The 25,199-nt window shown below is 43.0% G+C and carries 21 protein-coding genes and 1 pseudogene; 1 reads left to right on the top strand and 21 read right to left on the bottom strand.

Annotated elements, in window-relative coordinates:
* Positions 1-5 precede the first annotated feature (5 nt).
* From BN161_RS17705 to BN161_RS17605, 21 genes and pseudogenes are all read right to left on the bottom strand, one after another.
* Positions 6-1,133, bottom strand: a complete 1,128-nt coding sequence (locus BN161_RS17705) for a glycosyltransferase family 4 protein (protein ID WP_044268849.1) — start codon at positions 1,131-1,133, stop codon at positions 6-8.
* Between the two features lie 17 nt (positions 1,134-1,150).
* Positions 1,151-2,341, bottom strand: coding sequence for a glycosyltransferase family 2 protein (locus BN161_RS17700; RefSeq protein WP_044268846.1), 1,191 nt, complete (start codon positions 2,339-2,341; stop codon positions 1,151-1,153).
* A 6-nt stretch (positions 2,342-2,347) separates the two neighbouring features.
* Positions 2,348-3,826: an O-antigen ligase family protein gene (locus BN161_RS17695; protein WP_044268843.1), complete on the bottom strand. Its 1,479-nt coding sequence runs from the start codon at positions 3,824-3,826 to the stop codon at positions 2,348-2,350.
* 28 nt (positions 3,827-3,854) lie between these two features.
* Positions 3,855-6,014, bottom strand: a complete 2,160-nt coding sequence (locus tag BN161_RS17690; RefSeq protein WP_044268841.1) for a GumC domain-containing protein — start codon at positions 6,012-6,014, stop codon at positions 3,855-3,857.
* A 7-nt stretch (positions 6,015-6,021) separates the two neighbouring features.
* Entirely contained in the window at positions 6,022-6,855 is an 834-nt protein-coding gene (locus tag BN161_RS17685) for a TolC family protein (protein ID WP_044268838.1), read from the bottom strand.
* A gap of 27 nt (positions 6,856-6,882) precedes the next feature.
* Positions 6,883-8,055, bottom strand: a complete 1,173-nt coding sequence (locus BN161_RS17680; protein WP_044268834.1) for a sugar transferase — start codon at positions 8,053-8,055, stop codon at positions 6,883-6,885.
* 23 nt (positions 8,056-8,078) lie between these two features.
* Positions 8,079-8,438, bottom strand: a complete 360-nt coding sequence (locus BN161_RS17675) for a response regulator (RefSeq protein WP_044268832.1) — start codon at positions 8,436-8,438, stop codon at positions 8,079-8,081.
* Positions 8,439-8,496: 58 nt separating this feature from the next.
* Positions 8,497-10,896 (bottom strand): LruC domain-containing protein, encoded by a 2,400-nt coding sequence (locus tag BN161_RS17670; RefSeq protein WP_044268830.1) that lies wholly within the window; start codon positions 10,894-10,896, stop codon positions 8,497-8,499.
* 199 nt (positions 10,897-11,095) lie between these two features.
* The gene (locus BN161_RS17665; protein ID WP_044268828.1) at positions 11,096-13,663 is read right to left on the bottom strand and encodes an LruC domain-containing protein; all 2,568 of its coding nucleotides are present in this window, start codon (positions 13,661-13,663) and stop codon (positions 11,096-11,098) included.
* A 242-nt stretch (positions 13,664-13,905) separates the two neighbouring features.
* Positions 13,906-14,945 (bottom strand): annotated as a pseudogene (locus BN161_RS17660) (asparaginase).
* A gap of 13 nt (positions 14,946-14,958) precedes the next feature.
* The gene (locus BN161_RS17655; protein WP_044268824.1) at positions 14,959-15,330 is read right to left on the bottom strand and encodes a HepT-like ribonuclease domain-containing protein; all 372 of its coding nucleotides are present in this window, start codon (positions 15,328-15,330) and stop codon (positions 14,959-14,961) included.
* Entirely contained in the window at positions 15,323-15,616 is a 294-nt protein-coding gene (locus tag BN161_RS17650) for a nucleotidyltransferase family protein (RefSeq protein WP_044268822.1), read from the bottom strand. Before BN161_RS17650 ends, BN161_RS17655 begins: the two co-directional genes overlap by 8 nt.
* Before the next feature lie 122 nt (positions 15,617-15,738).
* Positions 15,739-16,515: a tryptophan synthase subunit alpha gene (gene trpA, locus BN161_RS17645; protein WP_044268819.1), complete on the bottom strand. Its 777-nt coding sequence runs from the start codon at positions 16,513-16,515 to the stop codon at positions 15,739-15,741.
* Between the two features lie 89 nt (positions 16,516-16,604).
* Positions 16,605-17,228 (bottom strand): phosphoribosylanthranilate isomerase, encoded by a 624-nt coding sequence (locus tag BN161_RS17640; RefSeq protein WP_044268817.1) that lies wholly within the window; start codon positions 17,226-17,228, stop codon positions 16,605-16,607.
* Positions 17,229-17,322: 94 nt separating this feature from the next.
* Positions 17,323-18,165: an indole-3-glycerol phosphate synthase TrpC gene (gene trpC / locus BN161_RS17635; protein WP_044268814.1), complete on the bottom strand. Its 843-nt coding sequence runs from the start codon at positions 18,163-18,165 to the stop codon at positions 17,323-17,325.
* An 11-nt stretch (positions 18,166-18,176) separates the two neighbouring features.
* Positions 18,177-19,172 carry an anthranilate phosphoribosyltransferase gene (trpD, locus tag BN161_RS17630; protein ID WP_044268812.1) on the bottom strand — a complete coding sequence of 332 codons (996 nt, stop codon included), beginning with the start codon at positions 19,170-19,172 and terminating at the stop codon, positions 18,177-18,179.
* Positions 19,173-19,353: 181 nt separating this feature from the next.
* Positions 19,354-19,971 carry an anthranilate synthase component II gene (locus BN161_RS17625; RefSeq protein WP_044268810.1) on the bottom strand — a complete coding sequence of 206 codons (618 nt, stop codon included), beginning with the start codon at positions 19,969-19,971 and terminating at the stop codon, positions 19,354-19,356.
* 48 nt (positions 19,972-20,019) lie between these two features.
* Positions 20,020-21,420 (bottom strand): anthranilate synthase component I family protein, encoded by a 1,401-nt coding sequence (locus tag BN161_RS17620; RefSeq protein ID WP_044268808.1) that lies wholly within the window; start codon positions 21,418-21,420, stop codon positions 20,020-20,022.
* 25 nt (positions 21,421-21,445) lie between these two features.
* Positions 21,446-22,624 carry a tryptophan synthase subunit beta gene (trpB, locus tag BN161_RS17615; RefSeq protein WP_209441911.1) on the bottom strand — a complete coding sequence of 393 codons (1,179 nt, stop codon included), beginning with the start codon at positions 22,622-22,624 and terminating at the stop codon, positions 21,446-21,448.
* Positions 22,625-22,916: 292 nt separating this feature from the next.
* Positions 22,917-23,381: a T9SS type A sorting domain-containing protein gene (locus tag BN161_RS17610; RefSeq protein ID WP_044268806.1), complete on the bottom strand. Its 465-nt coding sequence runs from the start codon at positions 23,379-23,381 to the stop codon at positions 22,917-22,919.
* A 6-nt stretch (positions 23,382-23,387) separates the two neighbouring features.
* Positions 23,388-24,074, bottom strand: a complete 687-nt coding sequence (locus tag BN161_RS17605) for a hypothetical protein (RefSeq protein ID WP_044268805.1) — start codon at positions 24,072-24,074, stop codon at positions 23,388-23,390.
* 373 nt (positions 24,075-24,447) lie between these two features.
* Between BN161_RS17605 and BN161_RS17600 the strand changes: the two genes are divergently transcribed.
* Positions 24,448-25,038 carry an HdeD family acid-resistance protein gene (locus tag BN161_RS17600; RefSeq protein ID WP_044268803.1) on the top strand — a complete coding sequence of 197 codons (591 nt, stop codon included), beginning with the start codon at positions 24,448-24,450 and terminating at the stop codon, positions 25,036-25,038.
* Positions 25,039-25,199: the final 161 nt, after the last annotated feature.

The following is a 25,199-nucleotide window of genomic DNA, read 5'->3' as shown; positions in this document are numbered from 1 at the left end:
ATGAGTTATGGATATAGAATTTCTTTGTATATTTTCACGTACTCTTCAGCAGTATATTTCCAAGAGAATTGTTTAACGCGTTCCAATCCACAAGAACTTTGTTGCTGATAAAATGCTTTGTTGTTTTCTAAATGCAATATTGCATCTGCTATTTCTTGAGGATGCTGTGGGGAGATAAGGATACCTCCTTCACCGGCAACTTCGGGCATAGCAGAAGTATTGCTGGTTATGACTGGGGTTCCGCAGGCCATGGCTTCCAGCATAGGAATACCGAAACTCTCACGTAGTGAAGGATAGAGAAAGGCGAAAGCTGCATTGTAGAGCGTAGGTAAATCGCTATTGGCTATATATCCTGGATAATATAAATGAGGTTTGATGTGTTCAAGTTCATTTTGCTTCAACAACGCGTTTATGTAGGATTCTTTTAAATCTGCAATGAGCAATGGGCGTTTTACAGTTGATTGTTGTAGATAGAGACTATAAGATTTTAGTGTACCTAGGGCATTCTTTTTGGGGTCAGTATTGCCCAAGAATAATAAAAAACCTTCTTCAGAAATGTACCGATGTACAATCTCCATGTTAATCTCTTCTTGGAGGAAAAAATGAGAATTGTAACCATTGTAAATAGATGTTATTCGTTCTGCCGGTATTTGCAAAGCCTGGCGAATACGATTACATTCATACTGGGATACAGTAATTATCATTTTACAATTTTTTAAAATATGTGGAACTATGAGACGACGATAATACCATCCCATTTCTTGGTAAAGGGAAGGGCTACGACGTAAACGAGGCTCTAGATAGATAATATCATGAAGAGTCAGCACTAATGGTACGGGGCATCGTAGTGGAGCTGTATTAGAAGTACAATGGAGCAAATCAACTCCTAATTGTTTTACTATTCGCGGTAATGCTACTTGTTCCCAAAATGGATAACCACCAGAACTCTTCAATTCTATGATGGACAGGTTATTAGAAGATTCTATACAGTGATCTTCACCCGGAGCAACGATGATATAATACTCATTACCGTCATTTCGTTTCTGAAGCTCACGTATGGTTTCTAGTGCCACAAAATCCATACCATGCTTATTAGAACGAAATATGCGTTGAGCTTCGATGGCTATTTTCATACGGTGACTGTTTCATTTTATTTTCCTTTTTTCCGGAAAATATTAGATATATGGCTGAATAAGGTTACAAGTATAAGCATAGGGACTCCCCAAATAGCACGTTTGAAGCGCTTGTTAATTTCACCTTCAGGTAAAGCCATAAGGAAAGACATGGCAATAATACCTAATAAGGCAAACCATTTGAGACTAAGAGGCCAGTCGTATAACATGGTTAAAAAACCACATAAGGCTATTAAGGCGATAAGCATAAAACGAGAAGGTATTAACCACTGGAATAGCTTTAAAGAATAGTCCCATTGTCCTCTTATTAAGGCAAAAGGCAATCGCTTGATTGCAAGGAAAGTACTGCTATATTGCGAACGGAGCCAATTGAGTCGCTGCATTTCATAACCATTGGCGTTCTCCTCTTTTTTACTGTAACATACAACTTCTTCAAGGTATTCCGTATAGATATTTTGATTGAGCAAAGCTGTTTCCAAAGATTTGCTCAAATCAGAGCCTTTCAGAGTAGGAGTAATTTCATGAAACATACGAAAATCGAAAGCCATGGCTGAACCAATAAGGGCTGATGAAAATCCCATACGAGTATGCGACTTACGGAAAAGGTTATTATTGATCTCTTCACTGGTAGCATTCAATATAGCAATATTGGTAGTTAGATTTTCAGTCATGCGATGCGCTTGTATAGCATCACAACCGGAATAATAGGCATTGTTGAATAATTCTAAAGCTTTGGGGACTATGCGGTTATCAGAATTAAATATGACTACCATGTCATACTCATCGGGCGAATAGCGTTGCATAACCTGCTGGATGGCATAAACTTTAGTACATTTTTCATTATCAGGAACAACAATATTAACAGGCATCTGAAGTAATTTTATAAGATCCTCTTCAGATAACTGAGTAGCTGCAACTGCAATATCGTATTTTTCACGAGGATATTGCTGTGTGTCTAGAAAATGTTCAATTGATTGAATTACTTCTTTCCCATTCCTAAGTACGGCAAATATTACAAGAAAACGGTGTTGTATCTTTGCTTGAGGGTATGGGTTCTTATATTTTCCCATAGAGAAAAAAGCACATATTAAAAGATACATTACTGGGATGGCTAGCAATAAGTATAAAATCGCGTCAGCAATTTGCAGGGCATTATTGTTTTCGTCTAACCACCAGTCAGGATTCAAAATTTGAAAAAAGTCATTCATATAGTTCTATGCTTTATTGGGTTTTATATCAGATTGCTTTGATTCGATTTGTTTGTCCATATAAGGACCGTTCATTATAAATATAAGTGCAGAGGCAAGCATCACGGTATTGGGAGGCATTCCCATAGCTTCACCGGCATAACCATTTAGCCACATGCCAAATATTCCGCATAGTAAGGCTGATAGCATGTGGTATAAACTCTTATTACGGATTCGGAACATTATAATATAACAGCAGCGCAAGAATATGACTGCATAAATGGCAAGATAAAGAATCAAGCCGGTATAGCCTGTTTGTATCCAAATATTGACATAGAAAGAATCTGGAGGGATGTTCTTCATAACTATTCCTTTTTCAGTCTCAGTTGCCTTTGTTACATTTTTTCCAACTCCAGCTCCCCAAGGATGATTAGAAAGATAAATTGCTATATCCTCTCGGTTTTTTAGGCGTGTATTAAAAGAAGCATCTTCTTGTGGAGTAAACGCTGTTCTCATACGTCGAATGATGGGATTATCATCACCAATAGTAGTAAAAGTAAAAAAAGAATATAGTACAGCGAGCGCGAGAGCAGATATTATTACTATTTTAATACTTTTACCAAGGAAGCAATAGAGCATTAATCCCCCCAAAGGAATGATAATGGCACTGCGAGTTCCAGAAAAAAGCATTCCAGCTATTCCCATACCCATAACTCCAAAATAAAACCAACGTAACCATTTCTGAGGAGTGTGGAAAGCAATGATTCCGTAGACAATGGTTACCATACCCATATTTGCTCCAAAATTTCCGGCATCACTGAAGATTGAGAAATAACGAATACCACTAATGAGCAGGTGGGTTCCAGCTCCTACTTCCATTAACCATTCTACCTCTGCCGCATCAAACCAACGATATTTTTGATACAAAACTTTTATAAAAGCCGTTAATGTTAAAATACCAACAATGATCAGAGCCTTTTTTAATAACTGAGGTTTGTCAAGAAGCAGAGATGTAATGATATAGAGCACTGGTATTCCGAGAAACCAACCACGAACAGTGGCGGTGATGTCTTCTCCATTGAAGCTTGCATGTGGATTGAGGAATTGTATCAGCAAATAAAGCATCCATACGGCATATCCTACTGTAACATAATTGATGGCATTAGAAAAATCTATTTTTTCTTTGTGTCGGGCGGAATGAATCAGAATGGTTACAAAGATAAAAACCAATAATGTATCTCCAATAACACTGAGCCCCTCTGTGCGACTATATCGCATTATCGCTGTAAGGTAGTAAGAAAAAACGACATAGAGCAGGAAGCTGAAACGAGGTACCTGAATGCTATATCTAAAGATAATTAATCCCAATGGAAGAAATACTACTGCCGCAAAAATAATTAATTTCTGAAAGATAAGGGCGTAAGCCATCACCACCAAACCTATTAAGAGTAATAAATAGGTAGTAATGCGAGGAGGTATCTCCTTCAGTTGTGTGCTAAGTGGCATATTTTTCCCTTATTATCGTTGTTAATTATTATTTAACGGCAGCTTTTTGACTTGTTAGTCCTAACTGTGCCATACGTCTTAACCATGAGTGGAGCAGAGTGTTAGGTGGCAATTTTCCAGTAAACATCTCCACTGTCTCGCGGTCAGCGTTATTTAAGTATAGGAAGAATGGCTTATTTTCTAAGCTCTTTTTGACAGCTTCCAATAGGGCATCATTATCCGAACTCCATAAGCGGCGCGCATTGGCTATTAATAAAGTCAAGTCAGCTTCCTCCAGTACATGAAGTGGGATACTAGATGTACTGATTGCCGGATATTCCACTAAAATAATATCTGGAGTTTTTTCAGCTTCATTTAACATCCAAAAGTCTGACAATTTTTGAGCTTGCACATATTGGGGAGTCTCATTCTCAAAATCAATATCATGATTAACTATGCGTACATGAAGTCCTTCTGTTTTCCAGTAATCAGCAAAGAACTGCGCAAGGAATGATTTTCCCTCTTTGGGATCCATACTGAGCAGGTTGATAATGGTCGGTCTGCCAGGTTGAAGATAATTATTCATCTGTCGGCAACTATATGCTGCTGCAAGACGGTTGCAAGCCCTTAAGAAACCACGAAACTTCAGATTATTGGTACCATTGAATGCTGCAATAACTGGAAGTTTAGTTAATCGCTTACTGCGAAGAGGGTCACGTAACGTACGGTCTAACAACTCAATCAGCAAGAAATAAGTCGTAATAAATATGAGACTTCCTACAAAAGCTATTAGAACATAGATCATTCGACGCCGTCCATTATCTGTTAACGGATAAGCGGGAGGAGCAATAGTTTGCAGATTACTTGTAGTCATTTCAAGATTTTTTAATTGTAAATTAGCTTGGGCTAAGCCGCTGATTTGAGTTCGATAATTATCTTCTGCAATGTCAATAGCGCGTTGTTTGCGACTAACTTGAGTTCCTACAGGAGACATTAGGCTGTATTGGTCAAAAATATCCTGTTGGCGCTTTGACATAACTTTCATTTCAGCACTCATTTTGGCTTCGTTTACGCAAGCGTTAAGCCATTCTTTTACCATTTCTTGAATGCCCACTCCTTCCTTTGACATTCCATATTCATTTAGATTGTCCGAAAGTCTGTTTATATTTTCTTCTGCCTTTTTTAACTCTCTTTTTTCCCGTTGTAACTTTAGGTTTTTATTCTGAGCTTTATCCGTTATAAAAATCTCTTGTTCCATTATGTTTTGGTTTAAGTCACTGACTTTTTCCAACTCATTAAGTAAATTAGTATTATCACGAATGATTTTAGCGCGAATGTCCATTTTCTCATCTAACATTTTGCGTAGAGCAACGGCACTTTCATATTCGCGTGAAATCTCAGTGAACACATCGTCCGAGGTATAACGGATATTGGCGAGTGCTTTAGATTCTTCCGTATAATTAATGACTCGTTGTTCTATACAATATTTCATTAAATCGTCTTCCTCTGCACTCAACTTTTGTTTAGTGATACGTACTTGTTCTTCAAAATAGGCGATTACATCATTAGTAGATTTAAAACGTAACAATTTATAGGCTTTTCTCAATTCTTCAATTAAAATAGCAACAGTTTGTTGAGTTATCCCTGGATCGGCTGAGGTATAGGTTATCATCAAAATATCACTATTGCCTTCTCTTTCAACAATGATTTCCTCTAATGCTCGTGCTCCGTAAAAAGCTACGGGGCGATTGAAAAGAGTATTAATGAAATTCTCACTGTTTTTTTTGCAGTATTCTTCTAAATTAGCAGTGGTTTTTTGCACATCTTTCCTATCGACTAATGCCAATACCTCTTTAGGGGTCATTTGTAGTAACTGACGGTAATGCTTAGCCTGAATATAATTATTGTCTTTCCATTCTTCACCAAATGTATAAGCATTGGCTAACAAACGGATAGATACTTTGGCTAAAGTTCCACGTGACTTAGCTATATTAATAAGGTTATCAAACGTACTAATGACATTGACTGATGCCGTTCCATCCAGATTGACTGCATTAGTAATGCCCGCATACAAACTGCCTTCTACGGTGTAACTATACGGGAGAAACTGTGTGAAATAGACAACTAATCCAGTGACAAATAGTGTACCCCATAGCAGCCAATAGCGGATACGGTAGAGAAATTGCGATACAAATAGTGATATATCCATACTTTCCTTATTTATCTTTTAGAATCCTTACATTGGTTAGCATTTCCAACAACACGATTGAGTTATGTAAAGTAACACGGCTTTGTTCGTAAGAGGTGACAGCACCTGTACGTCGATTACGCTCCAAAGCTAAAGAACTTATATCAATCTTTCCATGAATGAAATCATATTCGCTGATTTTCATTAAGGCATTGTAAAGAGCGGCTGTTTCAGCTTTAGCTTTCATGGTAGCCAATTGCTCGGTAACGGCATTATATACTTCTAGTACTTTTAATCGCCGTTCTTCCATTACTTCTTCTTGTGTGTATTGCAACTGTTCAATGTCATATTTGTATTTTTTTAATTTGAGTGGTCGATTTATTAAATCGCCAAGACTAACACTAACATTAGCTCCAACATTAAAATTATGTTGCGCGCTAGACATGGTTGTTTGGTACATAGGTGTAAATTCATCACTAGCATTGCCAATAACATTGTACCGTCCATATGAATATACTCCATTTAGTTTAAAATAGTTCCACCAGTCTCGCTTTTGCAAGCGGTATTCATTTTTTATTTGTTCCACTTGTGACCGTGCTCGTTTTACCGTCGCATTTTCTACAACAGCATCTAAAAACGTTGCTAATGGAGGAAGCTCAAGCTTTTCAAGTTCTAATGGTATGTTCTTAGTTGCTTGCTTGATAGTATTATTTTCCCATTTCTCATCATCCATTTTTAGCTTTTCCAGTGCTTTGATGCGCTCCTCCCGCGTCATCTCTTGTGCGGACACAAAGGATGGAAACGAATATAACCCAATAAAGGTTATGCTGCAAATTATAATTCTTATATATTTCTTGGTCATTTCTTTTTTGTTTTTATTGATGTCGTTTTATACATTCTCCTTTTGTACAAACGCTGTCAGCGTCTTAAAGATAATCTTCATATCCAGCCAAAAAGAGAAATCCCTTGCATACTTGATATCCAATTGTTTCCGTTCTTCCGCTGACAACTTACCTGCACCACCTCGTTTCTCTACTTGCCACAATCCCGTCAAACCAGCCGGGGCCATGAAACGGTCTATGTAGGCATCGCTAGTCAATAGCTCAGCCTCATAGAGTGGGAGAGGGCGGTTGCCTACAATACTCATATCTCCTTTCAGTATATTGAATAACTGCGGCAATTCATCAATACTGTATTTGCGAATAAACCTTCCGACACGGGTAACGCGCGGATCGTTTTCAATCTTGACGAATGTATTCTGTTTTGTTTTCTCTTTCTTTTTGATGAAATCTTCTTCGGAGATCACGAAATCATCTGAAATCAACAGGCTTTCTTCCTCGTCCGGCGTCCCGGCAAGGTCGTCAAAGCGGATTTCCGGATCTTCATCAGAACTCTCCACTTCTTCAATCTGATATTGATTAAGCGCATTCAATTCTTTCAACCGCTTATCCGCGTTGATGTACATGGAACGGAATTTCAGAAAATTGAAAATCTGATAATTGGAGCCTACGCGTTGCGACTTATAAATAACTCTTCCTTTGCTCTCCGCACGGACGGCAATGGCTGTCCCTATCAGCAATGGCGAAAGAAGGATAACGGCGGTACCGGCAAAGAGAACATCGAAGGTGCGTTTCCACATAGGAAGATGGAAGGTATTCAGCACTTTGCGATGTGTCTCGCTGAATTCTTTCAGCTTACTGTCCTTACGTGCCTTGAGATAAGAATTCATGCTTTGAATACTGTCTTCATCGGCATGTGGTGGAAGTGTATTATTGACGCCTGCCTGAAGATAAGCTTTCCGGCTTTCAGGTTTTAGCATTTCTGTTATAAGGGTTATGTAAACCCGGGGATAACGTTTGCGTAAATAAGAAAGCTCGATGCAGTCCGCTTCCGGATTTTCCGTCTGTTCGTAGAGGATGGATGTGTTATAGCGTTCGCGAATACCGTCGATGACTTTAGCCGCTTTCTGTGGAGAAGAGACGGCGACAAACATGCCACCTGTCACTTTACTCAGATGGTCGATTATTATCCGGTTATTTCCGATATAGATGTAATATAACATATCCTTTTACGTATTTTTGTCAATTAAAGGAATTTCTTTAAACGTACTTTCAATTCCATAGGATTGAAAGGCTTCAGAATGTAATCTACCGCACCTTCTTCGAGCAGGCGGATACGTTCGGTAGTACTCTCTTCGCTGGAAAGCATCATGACGGGGATGTGGCTGAACAACTCATTACTCTTTAGGTAATGGAGGAATTCGGAACCGGTCATCTTCGGCATACGGATGTCGGATATGATCAGGTCGGGTTCATTACCTTCGTGTAACCACTCGATGGCTTTCAAGGGATCTTCGCAGTATACCAAATCATACTCTTTTCCCAAATACATAGAGAGCACTTTACCTATGGAGGCTTTATCGTCTACTAATAAAATTTGTTTCATTATTGTTATTTATATTATTCTATACTTGTTTTATTCGCTATAGGGGAATAGATAGTTGTTATCTATATACATTCTCTTCGTTGGGATACTTATACCAGTCTTGGTTGACATTGCGGTTGCGGGCCCAATCCAGGAACTTGGGGTATGCGCAATCTTTTTCATCTTTTTGGTTGCTGATATTGATTCTTTCTTTGGGATAGCGGAAGTTAGGCACGCAGATGGCCCACGTGTTGTTTCCCGCCAAGTCAAGATTTTCCTGCTGGACGGTTCCGGCGGCGGTGGCGCCGTATTTCCAGAATTCATAAAGATGAACTTCCATGCGTTTCTGCATCGTCTTGTATCCATAGGTGATGAAGAAGTCGAGATTGTCCTTGGTGATAACGGGGGCTTCTCGTTGGTAGGCGTTATTTTGTTCTATCTTGATTTGATAAGTGTAAATGGGCGCTGTTTCTCCACCGGTATTGACCAGAGTTCCTGCAGTTACGCCAAACACCTTGTGCACGCTGCCAAGAAGGGGAATTGTTCCGTCACTTTCCATGTCGGTGCTGAACATAGAACCTGATAGGGTGGACTGGAAACGGCTTTGGTCCGCTCCTTCAAAGCTGATGTTGCTGACTACTGAATTGTCTATGCCCACAAGGCGCAATCCGGCTCCGACGGTTTTGCCGGCACCGGCTGCCACGAGTTTGACGTCGATGCGGGTGGTTGTGATTTTATTGTCACGACCTCGATCGTAGTTGATGGTTACGTCTAATACCACGTCGTTGAAGTCATAGTCGCCTACCAATGGGTAATTGTCCTCGAAGACGTAGGTATAGGGCATTAATTGGGGCTCTTCTCCCGGATCGCCTTCTCCCGGGGTATTGCCTTCACCGGTGCATCTGCCTCCGGGGATATATTTGGGAGCTTCTCCGGGCTTGCATGCAACCGCGTTACCATTTCCTTTTCTTCCGTTTCCTCCTGCAGTGCCGTTCAGGCAGCAGTACTCAAAATTCCATGTAGCGTTTTGACCGCCGCCTTTATATTCGCAATATATGTTATTGATGACATAACCTTGCGTCACTTCGCTTTGCCAACTTCCCGTCCAATTCGCATATTGTATATTTTTAAGTTTCAATAATGCATAGCTGTTGGGTGCTGTGGGGCCAGTAATATTGCAATTGTTGAACCATGAGTTGTTCTCGACTTCTATCATGGAATTGTCGCTCATGTTGATATGGCCGGAAGCATGCAGATGTTGGCACTCGATGTATGCCCCTCTTCCTAGTGTGATGCCATAAGAGGTCAAATCATTATCAACTTCGATTTTGCAAGTATTCTCTAACAAGGGACCTACGCTTTGATTATCGTCGCCTATCTGACCGGCTTCGAAATCTCCGTGATTGACAAAGAGGCTTCCGGTAGAGGAACCGTAGAGTTTCTTTACGTCGATTTTGCCGTAATTGAAGAAGGTGCCGCCGTTGTTGTTGATACCGTCAATGTCAATGTGCCCGGCATTGTAATTGGTGCCTCCATTGGAGAATTCTATCCAGCCGTTACCGGAAATTCTTCCACGGGTGTCTTCCACATCATCGTCTTCATCGTCTTTTTCTTCCTCATCTTCCTGATAGGCGGTTCCTAAAACCGCGAGGGATGCGGTGTTGGTGAATTTAAGGGCGGGGGTGTTGTTACTGCCGGAACTCAACTCTATCTTGCCGTCGGAGGCGACAATGATTTCAAGACCTTGATTGACGGTTTGGGGAGAGGTGACTTTCCATTTGCCTCCCGGGGCAATGATCAACTTTAGGGTACTTACTGAAGGGGTAGGGGTACCTCCATGATTGATGCCGCCTCTATAGGTGTCGGTTATTTTGAAGATGTTTTGATTGGCTATGTCTGCATCCATGTCTTGACCTGTATATTCGATGGCTTTGGAAAGCATGTTCGCTATTTCGTTATCGGTGTATGGGCGGGACATTGCGGATATATTGAAATCATCCTCGCTTTTGGTTGAGGGAGAAAAGGAACGTGTCGATGTCCGGCTACCGAATGAGGTGGTCAGTTTGTCGTTGGCTATGGCTACAGGCTTGAATATTCTGCGCCCGGCTTCATCGGTACGTGATACATAAAGGGTGGAAAGCGCGGACGGGCAATCGATTGTGGTGCGGAAAGATAATTCCTGATTGGCGGTTCCTCTTGCCAATAAATGGGGTATAGTGTCAGTGGAGTAAGGATTGCGGTCGAATACTTCTACGGTATAATCTACTCCATAATCTTCGTAGACAGAGATGTCTATCGTAACCTGTCTGGTCATCTTCCAGTCCATATCGGGGTCGATGTCTTTTACCGGAAACTTGTCTTCGTAAGTAGCTTTTACTCTCTCGGGGCTAAAGACGTCTTTTTCACAACTACCCAACAAAGCACTTAAAGTGAACAATGCAATGGATAGGATTAGATCTATTTTGATTCTCTTCTTCATAAATCTGTTTGCTTTGCTTGATTATTAACAAAAGTACGGACTATTAAAATAACAGCAACTTTTATAGGCTTGAAAAAACTTGTATATTAGTGTTTTTTAACAATGATGATGGCTTTTGAATAGTACGCTTTCCAAATCGCTTTAAAAAAGCCGATGAATAAAGACATTCATCGGCTTTTGCATTAAAGAGGGTATTTGCTTATTTTTCTTTCTTTTTGTATACGTTGCCATTGGAATTGTTATACCAGCCTTTGCCTTCTTTTCCTCCGCTGGTCACCCAACTTGCAAATTCTGTATAAACATCTTTTATGTTTCTGTATTCCAAAGGCCAAGCGAATTTATCGGGAATAACAATGCCCCACGCTAAGTTTTCTTTGCTGAAATAGTAGTTTTGGGCAGACGATGAAGAATTGTCATTGCCTTGTCCGAACAAGCTGTTGTTTGCCAAATCCGTAGGAGCGTAACCCGCTACGTGAACCTCCGTACGTTTGCCCTTCTTATCAGCGGCTTTCGTGATGATAAATACATCTAAGTTGTTGATGTTGAATGCAGAGACGGGGACGTTGTCGGATCCGTCAAATTCAAAGATTATGTCATAGTTATGTTCGTCGTTGGTGTTGGTTGTTGCATCTTGCACGGTGTTGATGAATGGTCTCTCGTCGTTATGCCCGCATTCGCTATGCGCATTTTCAAACAGTATCAAAGTCGGGAGGCTTTGTCCGGCTTCAAAGGAGCGGTCTTTGCCGGAGACTCTGAATTTCGTTGGAGTAATATTAGCTGGCAACTTCAAGAAGCGGATGCCGACTCCTAAGATTTTGCTTGCACCGACTGCCTCAAGATTGACATCTAGGTTGGCCCTTTTCAGATAACCACCACCATCTACTTCTTTCGTTCCTCTTCCGTCTATTGTCAAGACAATGTCGTTAAGGTCGAAGTCGCCATATGCAGGCCAGTTGTCCTCAAATACATAAGTATATGTATTAGCGTCGTTTACTGTCGGTTCAAACTCAGGAGTGGTGGAGGGGTCTTTGCCTTCGTTGCCTTCGTTGAAAATGCCGCCGCAGGTTTCAATGGTGTATTTGGATTCATCGTAGCCGGTTGTAGCGCAATCTACCTTGAGTCGCCAGGACTCATACTCTTGTGTATCCTCTCTTTCAAGTACCAAATTGCCTTTGAAAGTGGTCAGACCACCGCTCGTTAATGATAATTTACTGACTTTTATCATAGACATATCGTTTGTCTCGCCTATAATACTATTGGGTGAATTACCCAAGGTGAAATTGTTTGCTTTGATTATTGAACCATTTCTCATCTTGAGATTAACCATTTGATTACAGGTAATGGTTGGAACGGGTAACCATTCGTGGGTTGCTTGATCCTGACCAGCTGTAATGGAACCGTTGTCCAATATCAAATTAATGAAAGTAAACTCTTTTTCAATGATAAATGCACAGCTGTTATAAATATTGCCTACTGCGGTGTTATAGAAATTGGTAAGTTGGATACGTCCGTCATTGTAGACCGAAGCCCCATTCTCCCATTCAGTTCCTGTCATGGAAGCTTGATTGTGATTAATAAGAACTGCCTTATCCGTATTGTTATTGGTTGTAAGTGTTCCATTGAATTTAATATCACCATAGTTGAATATCTTACTGCCGTTGATCAGAATGTCTTTACATTCTTCTATATCTGACTTATTTAAGATGGTAGCATTGACAAGCTCAAGCTTGTCTGCGCTTAACACGCCGTAATTGAATATTTGAGAATTGTTGAAATAAGCTTCTACGGCTTTGATGCTGCCGTTTTCGCCAATGTATATTTCCGGCGTACCCTCATTTACCCTAACGTTTGTTGTTGTGATGGAACCATAAACTTTAACAGGACATCCTAACTTTAAAATACCGCTCTTAGATTCAATGCTTCCTCCGCTTTGAATGGTAAGGGTGTTGTTACCACCGAACGTGATGCCTGAACCGATAATTTTACCGCCATTCATTATGTAAATGTCAAGGCTGGATTGTAAACCTTTGCCTGACAGATCCCATACGCCTTGAACGAATACGGTTGCCCTGCCATTGTTATAAACTCGTATATTATCTTTAAAAGGAGTATTATATGTGTAATCTTTACCGATAATGAAATTACCTCCGGCGTTTATGGCTCCCGGATTATACGCAACATAGCCGTCAGAAGTTGCAGGTACCTCAGGTATTACATCTTTCTCATTATATACCTTAGGCTCCGGTTCTGTAAATCCATCCAGTTTGGCGGCTTCAAATGCTGAACCTGAATTTCCTGCGGCTCTTGTGTCAACTTCGGTATAGTACAATTTGCAGCTTAATGCACCTCCGTTTTCAGGTACTGCGTATGTATATATTTCCTTTCGCAGTTTGGGATCCGTCTGGCGGATATAGAAGTTCTCAGCCGTTTGAGGAATATTGACCTCTGCAATATAATTTGTTCCTTGCTTTGCCGTACCTGCTGCAATCGGGCTTGCCGTCTCGTCGGTCAGCGGATTGCTGGTGAATACTTCAATCAGGTACTGGTACTGGCCGTTGAATTCGTCTTTTACCTCAATATTCAGGCTGACCGTGTTGATCATAGACCAACTGAAGCCGTCCGGTGCTGCGAAGCCTTCGCCGAAAGGATTTTCTGTCGGTAGTGTTTCCGGCTCTTTGCTGGGGTCGTAAACATCGTCCGCGCAACTGGCTAAGAGCATGGCGCTTGCCATGAAAGCCATTACTGATAATTGTTTAACTTGTTTCATTATTAATAATACTGATGATATTTGCTTGTTTTGTTGTCCTTAAGTTATTTGAAATATTTCGAGAATGCGTAATTCTTGCATATTCTCGCCACAAAGATATAGATTATATTTAATATCTCAATCAGGAATATTGCTTTTTTTGTTCTTCTCCACTGTTTTATTTGTTTAATGTGGATAAGGTCGGGGATTGACCGGACTTGTATATTCCGCTCACGAGCAGGCCTTCCGATGGTGGGGCTGTTTCAGGCTTTCGTGATTTCTCCTGCGAGATCGGAATTCATCTGGTAACGGATTTCCGCTTGATCGAGGCCGTGACCGAGGAGAAACATGAGTTTGGTCACTGCGCATTCGGGGGTGCTGTCGTAGCCGCTGACGACGCCTGCCTGGAGAAGCTTCAAGCCGGTTTCGTAGCGTCCCATTTCGACCGCGCCGCGTTGGCACTGGGTGATATTCACAATAATGATGCCACGTTCGGTAGCTTCTTTCAGTTGGCGGATGAACCAGTCTTTCTGAGGGGCATTGCCTGAACCGAAGGTTTTGAGCACAACGGCTTTCAGGCCGGGAACGTGGAGGACTGAATTGATGATGCTCTCCTGGATGCCGGGAAAGAGGGTGAGCATGACGACGTTTGTATCGAACAGGTAATGGGGCTTCATGGGGCGTGTCGGATCAGGACGGCGGATGATATGTGCATCGTACTTGATGTGGATGCCTGCATGGGCCAGCGAGGGGTAATTGAAGGAACGGAATGCGTTGAAGTTTTCGGAATTTATCTTGGTGGTGCGATTGCCGCGCATCAGTTCGTTCTCGAAAAATATACATACTTCGGGGACAACGGGAGTACCATCGGGATTCTTGGCCGCGGCTATTTCTATAGAGGTAATAAGATTTCTTTTCCATCTGTACGCAGGGTGCCGATAGGGAGCTGAGAACCGGTGAGAATAACAGGCTTGGCAAGGTTTTCGAGCATGAAGCTAAGGGCGGAGGCGGTATAGGCCATGGTGTCGGTGCCGTGGAGAATGACAAAGCCGTCGAAGTAATCATAGTTGTAGTTGATAATCTTTACGATCTTTGCCCAGAGGGAGGGCTCCATGTCGGAGGAGTCAATGGGCGGATTGAACTGATAGGAAGAGATGCGATAATTGAAACGCTTCAGTTCGGGAACATGTTTGAGAAGATGATCGAAGTTGAAGTTTTCAAGCGCACCTGTCTCTGGATTCTCTATCATACCAATGGTTCCGCCGGTATAAATTAGCAACACGGATGGGTAGTCAATCTTCATAAACATAATCGGGTTACTTCAAGTCATTTATTATTTTAATAATCACCTTATATAATTGTGGAACATCTTCCTTGCAAATTCTAAATATTTCGTCGGCATCTACATCAAAGTAATGATGTACGATAATATCACGAATACCCATTACATTCCTCCACGGAATTTCCGGATATTTCACAAATAATTCTTTATTGGTGATTTTATCCAGATTTTTAATGCTTTCTCCTATGGCTGTGAGTTTCATGCAGACACTGTCAAGTTTCATCATTCCACTATCACTTAACAGGAAATCATCTACAGAGTAAATATCAGAACATCTTTTCTCTATTAGTTCAAGAGAGTCACAAATTAATTTCAGTGTATGAAGAGCTATTAATTTATCAAACATAAATACCCTCCTTTAATATCTTTTCACGTAGGAGTGCATCCATCTTATCACGTAGACGTACAATATCAACCGGACAGCCTAACAGTTCTTCCAATTCTTTTTTTATGCCGGATAAAGCAAAGAAGCCATGTAGTTGCCCTTCAATGTATATATCGACGTCGCTCGTTTCTGTTTGTTCGTTCCGAGCAACAGAACCGAATATGCCCATCCGGGAAATACCATATTTACCGGCATTTTTTTGCATATAGTCACGCAATAATGAAATATATTCGGCAACAGTTTTCATCACATTTCGGTTTTACTAGTGCAAAGATAAGAAAAAAACAGTGATTAGCGGTAAGTGATTAGTGATAAGTGTCATTTTGTTGTTATTGTACAATCCGCTTATCACTAATCGCTCCCTACTAATTATTTCTTCAATCCTTCTTTTAGTTGCTTGATCGCCTTTTCCGCATCTCCTTCAGCTTCATTCAGCAGGGTGACGAAACGGCTGCCGATGATGGCACCGGAAGAGTTGGTGCAAGCAGCGTCAAATGTCTGTTTGTTACTGATGCCGAAGCCAACCATACGGGGATTGCGGAGGTGCATATCCTGTATCTTTTTGAAATAAGCTTGCTTCTGGCTATCGAAATCTTTCTGGGCACCGGTAGTAGCAGCGCTGGATACCATATAGATGAAGCCGTCGGTATGCTCGTCGATTTCGCGGACACGGGCTTCGCTGGTTTCGGGGGTGATGAGCATGATGACACGGATGTCGTAACGGTCGGCAATAGGTTTATACGTCTCTTCGTAATCCTTGAAAGGAAGATCGGGAATAATAACGCCGTCGATACCACATTCTACGCATTTCTGACAGAAAGCCTCGAACCCGAATTTCATAATAGGGTTGAGATACCCCATCAGGATGAGCGGAATGCGGACATCGCTGCGGATATCGCGAAGCTGCTCAAACAAAATACGCAGTGACATACCATTGCGAAGCGCGCGCGTGGCAGCTTCCTGGATAACGATGCCGTCAGCCATCGGGTCACTGAAAGGAATACCGATTTCAATTGAATGGACCCCATTGCGTTCGAGGGTACGGATGACGTCGGCAGTACCTTCCAGGGTTGGACAACCGGCACAGAAGTAAATGGACAGCAAGTTTTTAGGGCTGTCCTGAAAAAGTTGATTTATACGATTCATCTTATTATTTACGATTTTATTATTTACGATTTACGATTGAAATTACTTTTCACTTGACGATTGCTCTTCACAATGGCGTGCTTCAGTCGTCAAATGGTGCATTTTCCCATTTCTTTGAGAAAGCGCCCGATCCGTTCCACATCCTTGATGCCCGGAGATGTCTCGAATCGGCTGTTGATATCGATACCGGCAAGGCGGGGATGGTGGAATTCTTTCAGAGCTTTGACGCTGTAGGAATTGATGCCGCCGCTAAGCAGGAAAGGGGTACTGCCGATGTAACGTTGCAGGATACTCCAGTCGAATTGCTGTCCGGAGCCACCATAATGGACGCTGCGGGTATCGAACAGGAAGTAGTCGCAGAAACCTTCATAATAGGAAACGGCAAGAAGATCCTTGGGCAAAGCGATGGAAAACGCTTTGATGATCCGGATACCCTGTGAATGAAGGGTGCGGCAATATTCGGGTGATTCGTCACCGTGCAGCTGGACATAGTTCAGGCCGAAACGGTCGACATACATAAGGATGTTTTCTTTGGTTTCGTTGACGAAAACACCGACACGTTTGGCAAGCGTAGGCAGGTACCCGGGTATCTGATACAGGTATCTGGGGGATTTGGGATAGAAGATGAAACCGATCATATCTACACCTAATACTTCTACATCGCGGATATTGTCTGCATCGGTCATTCCGCATACTTTGATCATTGTATTCATGATAATATGTACGATTGGACGATTTACAATTTACGATTGAAAACTCTTTGTTTAAAAATCACGAATATATGAAATTATGTGTGAATTTCCAAATTTATATGCTGTGGATGAGTTCTTTCAATGTGTTCCCGGGATCGTCTGTACGCATGAAAGTCTCTCCCATAAGGAAACCACGGAAGCCTGCCGAGCGTAGCTCACGGATGGTTTCAGGGTGCGAAATACCACTTTCGGAAACGAGCAGCGGAGGCGTCTGAAAATCAATTTCAGCAACAGCATTTTTCAACTCTTCCGCAATGCGGAAAGAGTTTTCTGTATTGGTGACGAAGCTGCCCAGATTACGGTTGTTGACACCGACCATATCCGTCTCCTTATATATATAGGAGAGTTCGGAGGTGCTGTGTACTTCGAGCAGGACTTCAAGTCCAAGTTCGTGCGCCTGCATAGTAAGCGTGCGGCACTCATCAGGCGTGAGGCAGGCGGCAATGAGCAGCACTGCATCGGCACCCACAATACGGGCTTGCAGAAGCTGATACTTGTCGATGATGAAGTCCTTACGCAGGATCGGGATGTTGACCAGAGGGCGCGCTGTACGGATGTCACGCAGAGTTCCGCCGAAGAACTTTTCATCCGTGAGGATGGAGAGGGCGGAAGCTCCGGCAGTTTCATAAGCTGGTGGAATGAGACCGGCCTGTGCGCTTTCCTTGATCCAGCCCTTGGAAGGGGAACGGCGTTTGAACTCGGCAATGATGCCGGATGGAGAGCTTGCGAGTGCACGCTTCATGCTGCGGACGGGCGTTGTACCGGAAGCTCCGGTTCCGACAGCTTCCTGCATCATGACAGCAGCTTGCTCTTGCAATTGACTGAGAGAGACAGCTTGCTTTTGCTGCTCAATCTCAATCCGCTTGTGGGCGATGATTTCGGATAAAATATCTTTCATATTTTTTTAGCTCATTGATTGATTTCTATAAATTTCTTCAGCGTCTCCAGCGCCCGTCCACTTTCCAGCGATTGGCGAGCGATGGCAATGCATTCTTCGATTTCCTTTTCGGGTTCCATCACCTGGATGGCGAAGGCGGCGTTGACAATGACACATTGCGTTTGGGCACGTGTGGCACGGTTATTAAGGATGTTGTCAAAGATGCGGGCGGCATCCTCTTTGCAGGCTCCGCCGAAGAGTTCTTCGGGTTGCGCGGCATTGAAACCCAGCGCTTGCGGACGATAAATCCGTTCGTAATTGCGCGTCATGACTTTGAATTCGTCCGTGAGGGAGATTTCGTCGTAGCTGTCGAGGCTGTTGACTACCGCAAAATCAATGCCGAGTTTGTAAAAAACATTTGTGTAGAGCCGCATCTGTGCAAGATCGGCCACACCGAGCAACTGGTAAGCAGGCTTGCAGGGATTGACAAGCGGGCCAAGAAGGTTGAACAGTGTACGTACGCCCAATGCCTTGCGCACAGGACCGACGAACTTCATTGCCGGATTGAAAAGTTGGGCGTGCAGGTAGGCGATGTTACACTCGTCCATGCTGCGTTTCAGCTTGTCGGGGTTGTTGGTGAAACGGACGCCGTGCTGTTCGATGACGTTGCTTGCGCCGCTGACGGAAGTGGCGCCGTAATTGCCGTGTTTGGCAACTTTGTAACCGGCTCCGGCTACCACAAAACAGGCACAAGTGGAAATGTTGAACGTGTTCTTTCCATCACCTCCCGTACCTACGATATCGATAGGCCGATAAGGCGCGAAGTCGATAGGAATGCGAGTCTCCATGAGGGCTTCGCGAAAGCCGATCAGTTCATCTACTGTGATGCTACGCATCTGAAATACAGTGAGTAATGCGGAAATCTGTGCTTCGGGGTAAGCTTCCCGGGTGATGTTCAGGAGAATTTGCTTGGTCTCTTCCGAAGTGAGCTCTTCGTGGTTGAAGAGACGGGTTAATATATCTTTCATTTTCTTATTTACGATTAGACGATTTACAATTTACGATTGAAAATTCTGTAGTGTTTGGAATGCCTCACTTTAGCGTTCGGAATGCCACATGTTGACGGTCATGAGGTGTGGCATTCCGACCTGTGAGGTGTGGCATTTGGCCTCATGAAGTGTGGCATTTGGCCTCATGAGATGTGGCATTTCAGATGCCTTTCATCCAGTTGCCTACAATCTGTTTTCCATCGGGAGTCAGTACCGATTCCGGATGGAATTGGATGCCGTGAACATCGTATTCCCGATGTTTCAGTGCCATGATTTGACCTTCGGGGCTGATGGCGGTGATAACCAATTCTTCGGGAAATCCGTCCGTATCCACTACCCAGGAGTGATAACGACCGACTGGTATTTCACTGGGAAGACCATCGAAAATGTAATCAGCGCTTAGCGGTAAGTGCTTAGTGTTTAGCGATGAGTTACTAATCAATAATCCCTCATCCTTTATCGCTATATTCGTTTGTATGCCGTGAAAGACTTCACTCAGATTGGTGAGCTTTCCACCGAATGCTTGTCCGATGGCCTGTTCACCCAGGCAGACGCCAAGTATGGGTTTCCGTCCTGCGTAAGTACGGATGACCTCTAATAGTAAGCCTGCCTCCTCGGGAATGCCGGGACCGGGTGAAAGGATGATCTTATCATATTTCTCCAATTCCTCAAGTTCAAATTTATCATTGCGCAGCACATCTACTTCTGCGCCGAGTTCTTTTACCAGATGGGCAAGGTTGTAGGTGAAAGAGTCGTAGTTGTCTATGATTACTATCATGGGAATTAAAAATTAATAATTAAAAATTAAATAGAAGGTGGTGATTCCTCACATTTTCTCCGCCATTACGATTGCCTTTTTCAGTGCTCCCAGTTTGTTGTTCACCTCTTGCAATTCGTATTCTTCATTGCTCTTGGCCACGATGCCGCCGCCTGCCTGAAACCAAAGTACACCGTTGCGACTGACAAAAGTACGGATGGTAATGGCCTGGTTCAGTGAACCGTTCAGTCCGATGAAGCCGATGCAACCGCCGTAAGCGCCGCGATTGTGCGGTTCCAGTTCGCTGATGAGTTGCATGGCGCGTACCTTGGGTGCACCACTCAGAGTGCCTGCCGGGAAAGTGTCGATGAATGCTTTGATAGGGCGGGCATCCTCGTTCAGCGTACCGCTGACGCGGCTTACCAGGTGGATAACATGACTGTAATACTGCATTTCCTTGTAGAAATCCACTTTTACATCGTGGCAGTTGCGGGAAAGATCGTTACGGGCGAGATCGACCAGCATGACATGCTCTGCATTTTCTTTGGGATCATCATGCAGGTATTGGGCGTTCAGCGCATCCTGTTCGGGATCTCCGGTGCGCTTGGTAGTACCGGCGATGGGGTCGATGTAGGCGTGGCGGCCTTCGATGCGGCAGTGCGTCTCAGGTGATGAACCGAAGATGCGGAAACCTCCGAAATCGAAATAGAACAGATAAGGAGAGGGGTTGATGCTGCGCAAGGCACGATAAAGTTTGAAGTCATCGCCTACGAAACGTTGCTCGAAACGGCGGGAGAGAACAATCTGGAAAACATCCCCGCGCAGGCAGTGGGCGATTCCCTGACGGATATTTGCTTTATGCTGTTCGTCGGTCAGTGGGGAAGTGGTTTCACCAACGGCACGGAAATCATAGGCGGTGTAATTGCGGTTGTTGATGGCTTTCTGCACCGTATCCAGCTCACTTTCTTCACCGGGGGCAAGCATTTCAAGAAGAACCATTTCATTCTTAAAGTCGTTGAAGACAATGAGGTATTGATACAAGATGTAGAGCATATCCGGTGCGTCGTTAGTGGCTTCGCGGCTGTCTTTTACGGGAATATTTTCGAAATAGCGTACGGCATTGAAAGAAGTGTAGCCATAAAGACCGCAGTAATTGGCATATTCGCCTTCCACATGGAAGCGCCCGAGGAAATCCTCTAAAGCTTTTTCTACAGGGTATTCCGGTGAGATGGGGCGTTCTTCGCGAGTACCGTCGGGCAGGCGGAAGATGGCTGTTCCATGGTCGATGCTGACGCTTGCCAATGGACAGAGTCCGATGAATGAACGGTTGTTTTCACTGCCGTGATAGTCGGAGCTTTCCATAAGTGCACTTTGGGGAAACACATCACGAACTTTCAGATAAGTACTTACAGGAGTGTGCAAGTCCCCAAGAATAGTACGGCTATGTGTTTGATAATTATATGTATTCATAACCCTTCAATTTTTAATTCATAATTCATAATTCTTCATTAAGATAAGTTTCTATATCCTTGTCTCCACGTCCCGAAACGGTCAGTACAACGACATCATCGGGTTTGAAGTTCAGTTTTTCGAGAGCACCGAGGGCGTGGGCGCTTTCCAAGGCGGGGATGATACCTTCCAGTTTCGTCAGTTCGTAGGCGGCGCGGATGGCTTCATCATCATTAACAGCAAGTACGATGGCACGTTTTTGTGCAGCCAGATTGGCATGCATGGGGCCGATACCCGGGTAATCCAGTCCGGCAGAGATGGAATAGGGCTCTTCGATCTGGCCGTCTTCGTTCTGAATGACGTACGTGCGTGCACCGTGGATGATTCCCATCTGTCCGAGGGCGATAGTAGCGGCAGTCATACCCGTATCTATTCCTTTACCACCGGCTTCGGCAAGGACGATCTGCACGCGGCTATCGTCGATATAATGATAAATGGTTCCGGCGGCATTGCTACCACCACCTACACAAGCGATAAGGTAGTCGGGGCAGTCACGGCCTTCTTTTTCAATGAGTTGCTTTTTGATTTCCTCGCTGATGACGGATTGCAGGCGAGCCACCATGTCGGGATAAGGATGAGGACCGACTGTAGAACCAATGATGTAGTAGGTATCGGCAGGATGACAACACCAGTCGCGGATTGCCTCGTTGGTAGCATCTTTCAGCGTCATGTTTCCGGAAGTGACGGGGATGACGGTTGCACCCAGCATCTTCATTTTTTCTACATTGACATGCTGGCGTTCTACATCCGTTTTTCCCATGTAGACGATGCATTCCATGTTCATCAGGGCACATACGGTGGCAGTAGCTACGCCGTGTTGTCCGGCACCGGTTTCGGCGATGATGCGATGCTTGCCCATGCGGCGTGCCAGAAGAATCTGTCCGATGGTGTTGTTAATCTTGTGAGCTCCTGTGTGGTTCAGGTCTTCACGTTTGAGGTAGAGTTTGCAGCCATACTTTTCGGAAAGTCGGCGGGCATAGTAGAGTGGGGAAGGACGTCCTACGTAGTCACGCAACAGCTGGTCGAACTCTTGCTTGAAATCTTCGCTTTGCAGTACTTTGAGATAGGTGTTCTGCAACTCTTCCACACATTTGTGGAGTATTTCGGGAACATATGCTCCACCGAATTCTCCGTAATAACCATCTTGATTTACTAAAAAACTCATCATTTTATTTACGATTTAACTATTTACTATTGGGATTTGTCCGGGTTTCAAAACCGGATAAAAGAAAAGGGCCCTGTCGCAGGTTGCGACAGGGCTCTTTCTTAATCAGTATTATGTTTACATATATACATACGAGCGCTGCTCCCTTACGACTGTCGGAGTTGTAACGGGCGCCACCACCAATATGTATTTATGAGCATTGTTTTCATTGTCTTTTTGTTTTAGCTGGGGGCAAATGTAAGCACTTTGTTTTAATTACCAAAGAATTTCTTGCTTTTTTTCTTTAAACGGCTCATTTTTGTTTCATCAGCTTGAAACTATAGGAATACTCCCCGTTCATAATACGAAGAATTGTAATGGTAGGTAGAGCATTGGCATCCAGTGTGATATTCTCTCCTGTAGGCTGTATCCGCTGCAATAATTTTCCTTCTACAGAATAAAGGGATATTACGCTTTTTACTGGGAAAGCGGAAATTATGAAAGAATCACTTTCTGGATTGTATAGCGGATATTGCTTAATTTCAGAAGAGGGTGTTTCAATTCCTGTTGGGAAGCTTTCTGGAGTATATACAAAGGAACCTATCTGGTAGTGGTTCTTTCCATCTTTTGCTCCGGCAGTCGGTACTGATGAAACAAGAACATTTCCATTTGCCGATCTTGAGGTGCAAACTACGGGTTGTACTATGACCGAAACTTCTTGTGCATAGACAAGAGTGGCCGTACAAGTAAATAGGAGGAAAATAATGTATTTTTTCATGGCTACTTATTGTTTTATATAAATATATCCTCCATCTCCGTCGCTAGCGAGAAATATTTGGTTATCAGCTATTTTCATAGTGTACCATATACTGTTTCTATCAAATCCTTTTCCATCATAACTTTCGCTTCCTGTATCTTGGATTGCTAAAAATCCTGCTTTGTTGAGCATCCACTTAAAAGGATAACCGTGATAGTCTGTGATTCCATCTTCAGATGTTTGAAATAGTCCTGTACCATCTTCTTTGAAAGTGAAAACGTCTGTAAATTCGTCTCCGGAGTATTTCCAGGTACCTATCAACTCTTTCTGCGTTATGATACCTTCAAGAGATGCCGCATGCAATGCATAAGGAACAGAAGTTATTTTAGGACTTCCACATTCGATGCCATTTATGATAGTAGCCAAATAGTAACTTTCCGCACTCCAGTCTATTTTGTCTGAAAAATCGAGAGTGAGATTACATACTCCTGTTTGGTCAGTATGTCCATTAAAATCTTTTTCCCAGACCACACTCCCGTTGGGGGTATTTTTACGGATTTCAATGCGGATGCTTACATCTTCATCTGCTTGAATTTTACCTGTTTTAGGGTCGAGAACCATGATTTGATAAGCCATTTCTTGAGGGGCTTGTGCTGATAAGTTCTGAATACAACAACTGGCAATCAGAAAAAATAAAAGAATAATTTTTTTCATTGTTTTATAATGTTACAATGTTAATAATGAGTGATGCAAATATAAGGAATTATTTTGTAGATTGTTAGTATAGGTGTGCTCTTTTTCTTTTACTCTTTCTTATTGTATTTAGGGAAATCAGTAAACCTTTTGTATGCGAACTTGTTTTATAGTCGTGTTTTGAACAACTATTATTTATATAAATAAAGAAAGGATGAACTATGAAACGAAAACATTTAGTAGCCATTGGCGTATCTATTGCTATACTCTTGTTACTTTATTGGCTATTGGTGGCCGAAGATATGAACGCTTGGTTGGACGTAAACTAATTTTTCGTGACTTTCTTGTGGAGTTGTGCGGATAAAAATGTATCTTCGCAAAAAATCATAAGCTCATGAAAGGAATAAGTAACTCATTTTTGCGTACGATATGTGCGCTGATAATCGGTTTGGTATTGGTGATGTTTCCCAATGAAGCCGGAGATTATTTTGTTATAACGATCGGTGTTATATTTCTGATACCGGCACTTCTAAGTATCATCGGGTATTTTGCCATGAGTGCGGAAGAGAGACGTCGCCTTCCTATCGAAGGAATCGGTAGTTTGCTGTTTGGCCTGTGGCTGATCATTATGCCCGGTTTCTTTGCGGATTTGCTGACGTTTGTACTGGGATTTATCCTTGTGCTGGGTGGTGTGCAACAGATTGCATCGCTTTCCGCAGCCCGTCGCTGGATGCCGGTTCGTGTGGGATTTTACATCATTCCGGTGCTCATTCTGATTGCAGGGCTGATTGCCTTGTTCAATCCGACGGGCGTGCGTTCCACGGCATTTATCATTATCGGTATCACCAGCATCGTATATGCAGTTTCCGAATTGATAAATTGGTTCACATTCACTCGCAAACGGCCGAAAGCACCGGGTATGCCGGGAGCTTCTTCAAAGGCTGTAGACAATATTGAGGACGCGGAAATTATAGAAGATAAATGAAAATTTAGTTGACAAGGGAACAAGTTGACAAGGGAACAAGGGGCTACGCAGTGTTAGGCTACGCGGTGAAATGATAATTTATCGGGCTGAATTTTAAGCCTGAAAGGCTTGCATTATATAGCGTAGGGCATCGCTCTACGTAATGTGCATCCCTTTTTCTG

The organism is Bacteroides timonensis, assembly GCF_000513195.1.
Taxonomy (GTDB): Bacteria; Bacteroidota; Bacteroidia; order Bacteroidales; family Bacteroidaceae; genus Bacteroides; species Bacteroides timonensis.
The sequence above is the reverse complement of the archived record's forward strand: the minus strand, read 5'-3'. Positions and strand labels throughout refer to the sequence as shown.

What these genes read in the sequence shown, in the direction of transcription:
- BN161_RS17650 (WP_044268822.1), bottom strand. Translation starts at nt 15,616, where the DNA reads ATGAAAACTGTTGCCGAATATATTTCATTATTGCGTGACTATATGCAA.
- BN161_RS17675 (WP_044268832.1), bottom strand. Translation starts at nt 8,438, where the DNA reads ATGAAACAAATTTTATTAGTAGACGATAAAGCCTCCATAGGTAAAGTG.
- BN161_RS17605 (WP_044268805.1), bottom strand. Translation starts at nt 24,074, where the DNA reads ATGAAAAAAATTATTCTTTTATTTTTTCTGATTGCCAGTTGTTGTATT.
- BN161_RS17695 (WP_044268843.1), bottom strand. Translation starts at nt 3,826, where the DNA reads ATGCCACTTAGCACACAACTGAAGGAGATACCTCCTCGCATTACTACC.
- BN161_RS17625 (WP_044268810.1), bottom strand. Translation starts at nt 19,971, where the DNA reads ATGATAGTAATCATAGACAACTACGACTCTTTCACCTACAACCTTGCC.
- BN161_RS17610 (WP_044268806.1), bottom strand. Translation starts at nt 23,381, where the DNA reads ATGAAAAAATACATTATTTTCCTCCTATTTACTTGTACGGCCACTCTT.
- BN161_RS17705 (WP_044268849.1), bottom strand. Translation starts at nt 1,133, where the DNA reads ATGAAAATAGCCATCGAAGCTCAACGCATATTTCGTTCTAATAAGCAT.
- trpC (WP_044268814.1), bottom strand. Translation starts at nt 18,165, where the DNA reads ATGAAAGATATTTTATCCGAAATCATCGCCCACAAGCGGATTGAGATT.
- BN161_RS17640 (WP_044268817.1), bottom strand. Translation starts at nt 17,228, where the DNA reads ATGAATACAATGATCAAAGTATGCGGAATGACCGATGCAGACAATATC.
- BN161_RS17680 (WP_044268834.1), bottom strand. Translation starts at nt 8,055, where the DNA reads ATGTTATATTACATCTATATCGGAAATAACCGGATAATAATCGACCAT.
- BN161_RS17690 (WP_044268841.1), bottom strand. Translation starts at nt 6,014, where the DNA reads ATGGATATATCACTATTTGTATCGCAATTTCTCTACCGTATCCGCTAT.
- BN161_RS17620 (WP_044268808.1), bottom strand. Translation starts at nt 21,420, where the DNA reads ATGAATACATATAATTATCAAACACATAGCCGTACTATTCTTGGGGAC.
- BN161_RS17665 (WP_044268828.1), bottom strand. Translation starts at nt 13,663, where the DNA reads ATGAAACAAGTTAAACAATTATCAGTAATGGCTTTCATGGCAAGCGCC.
- BN161_RS17700 (WP_044268846.1), bottom strand. Translation starts at nt 2,341, where the DNA reads ATGAATGACTTTTTTCAAATTTTGAATCCTGACTGGTGGTTAGACGAA.
- BN161_RS17600 (WP_044268803.1), top strand. Translation starts at nt 24,448, where the DNA reads ATGAAAGGAATAAGTAACTCATTTTTGCGTACGATATGTGCGCTGATA.
- BN161_RS17670 (WP_044268830.1), bottom strand. Translation starts at nt 10,896, where the DNA reads ATGAAGAAGAGAATCAAAATAGATCTAATCCTATCCATTGCATTGTTC.
- trpA (WP_044268819.1), bottom strand. Translation starts at nt 16,515, where the DNA reads ATGAATCGTATAAATCAACTTTTTCAGGACAGCCCTAAAAACTTGCTG.
- trpB (WP_209441911.1), bottom strand. Translation starts at nt 22,624, where the DNA reads ATGAGTTTTTTAGTAAATCAAGATGGTTATTACGGAGAATTCGGTGGA.
- BN161_RS17655 (WP_044268824.1), bottom strand. Translation starts at nt 15,330, where the DNA reads ATGTTTGATAAATTAATAGCTCTTCATACACTGAAATTAATTTGTGAC.
- trpD (WP_044268812.1), bottom strand. Translation starts at nt 19,172, where the DNA reads ATGAAAGATATATTAACCCGTCTCTTCAACCACGAAGAGCTCACTTCG.
- BN161_RS17685 (WP_044268838.1), bottom strand. Translation starts at nt 6,855, where the DNA reads ATGACCAAGAAATATATAAGAATTATAATTTGCAGCATAACCTTTATT.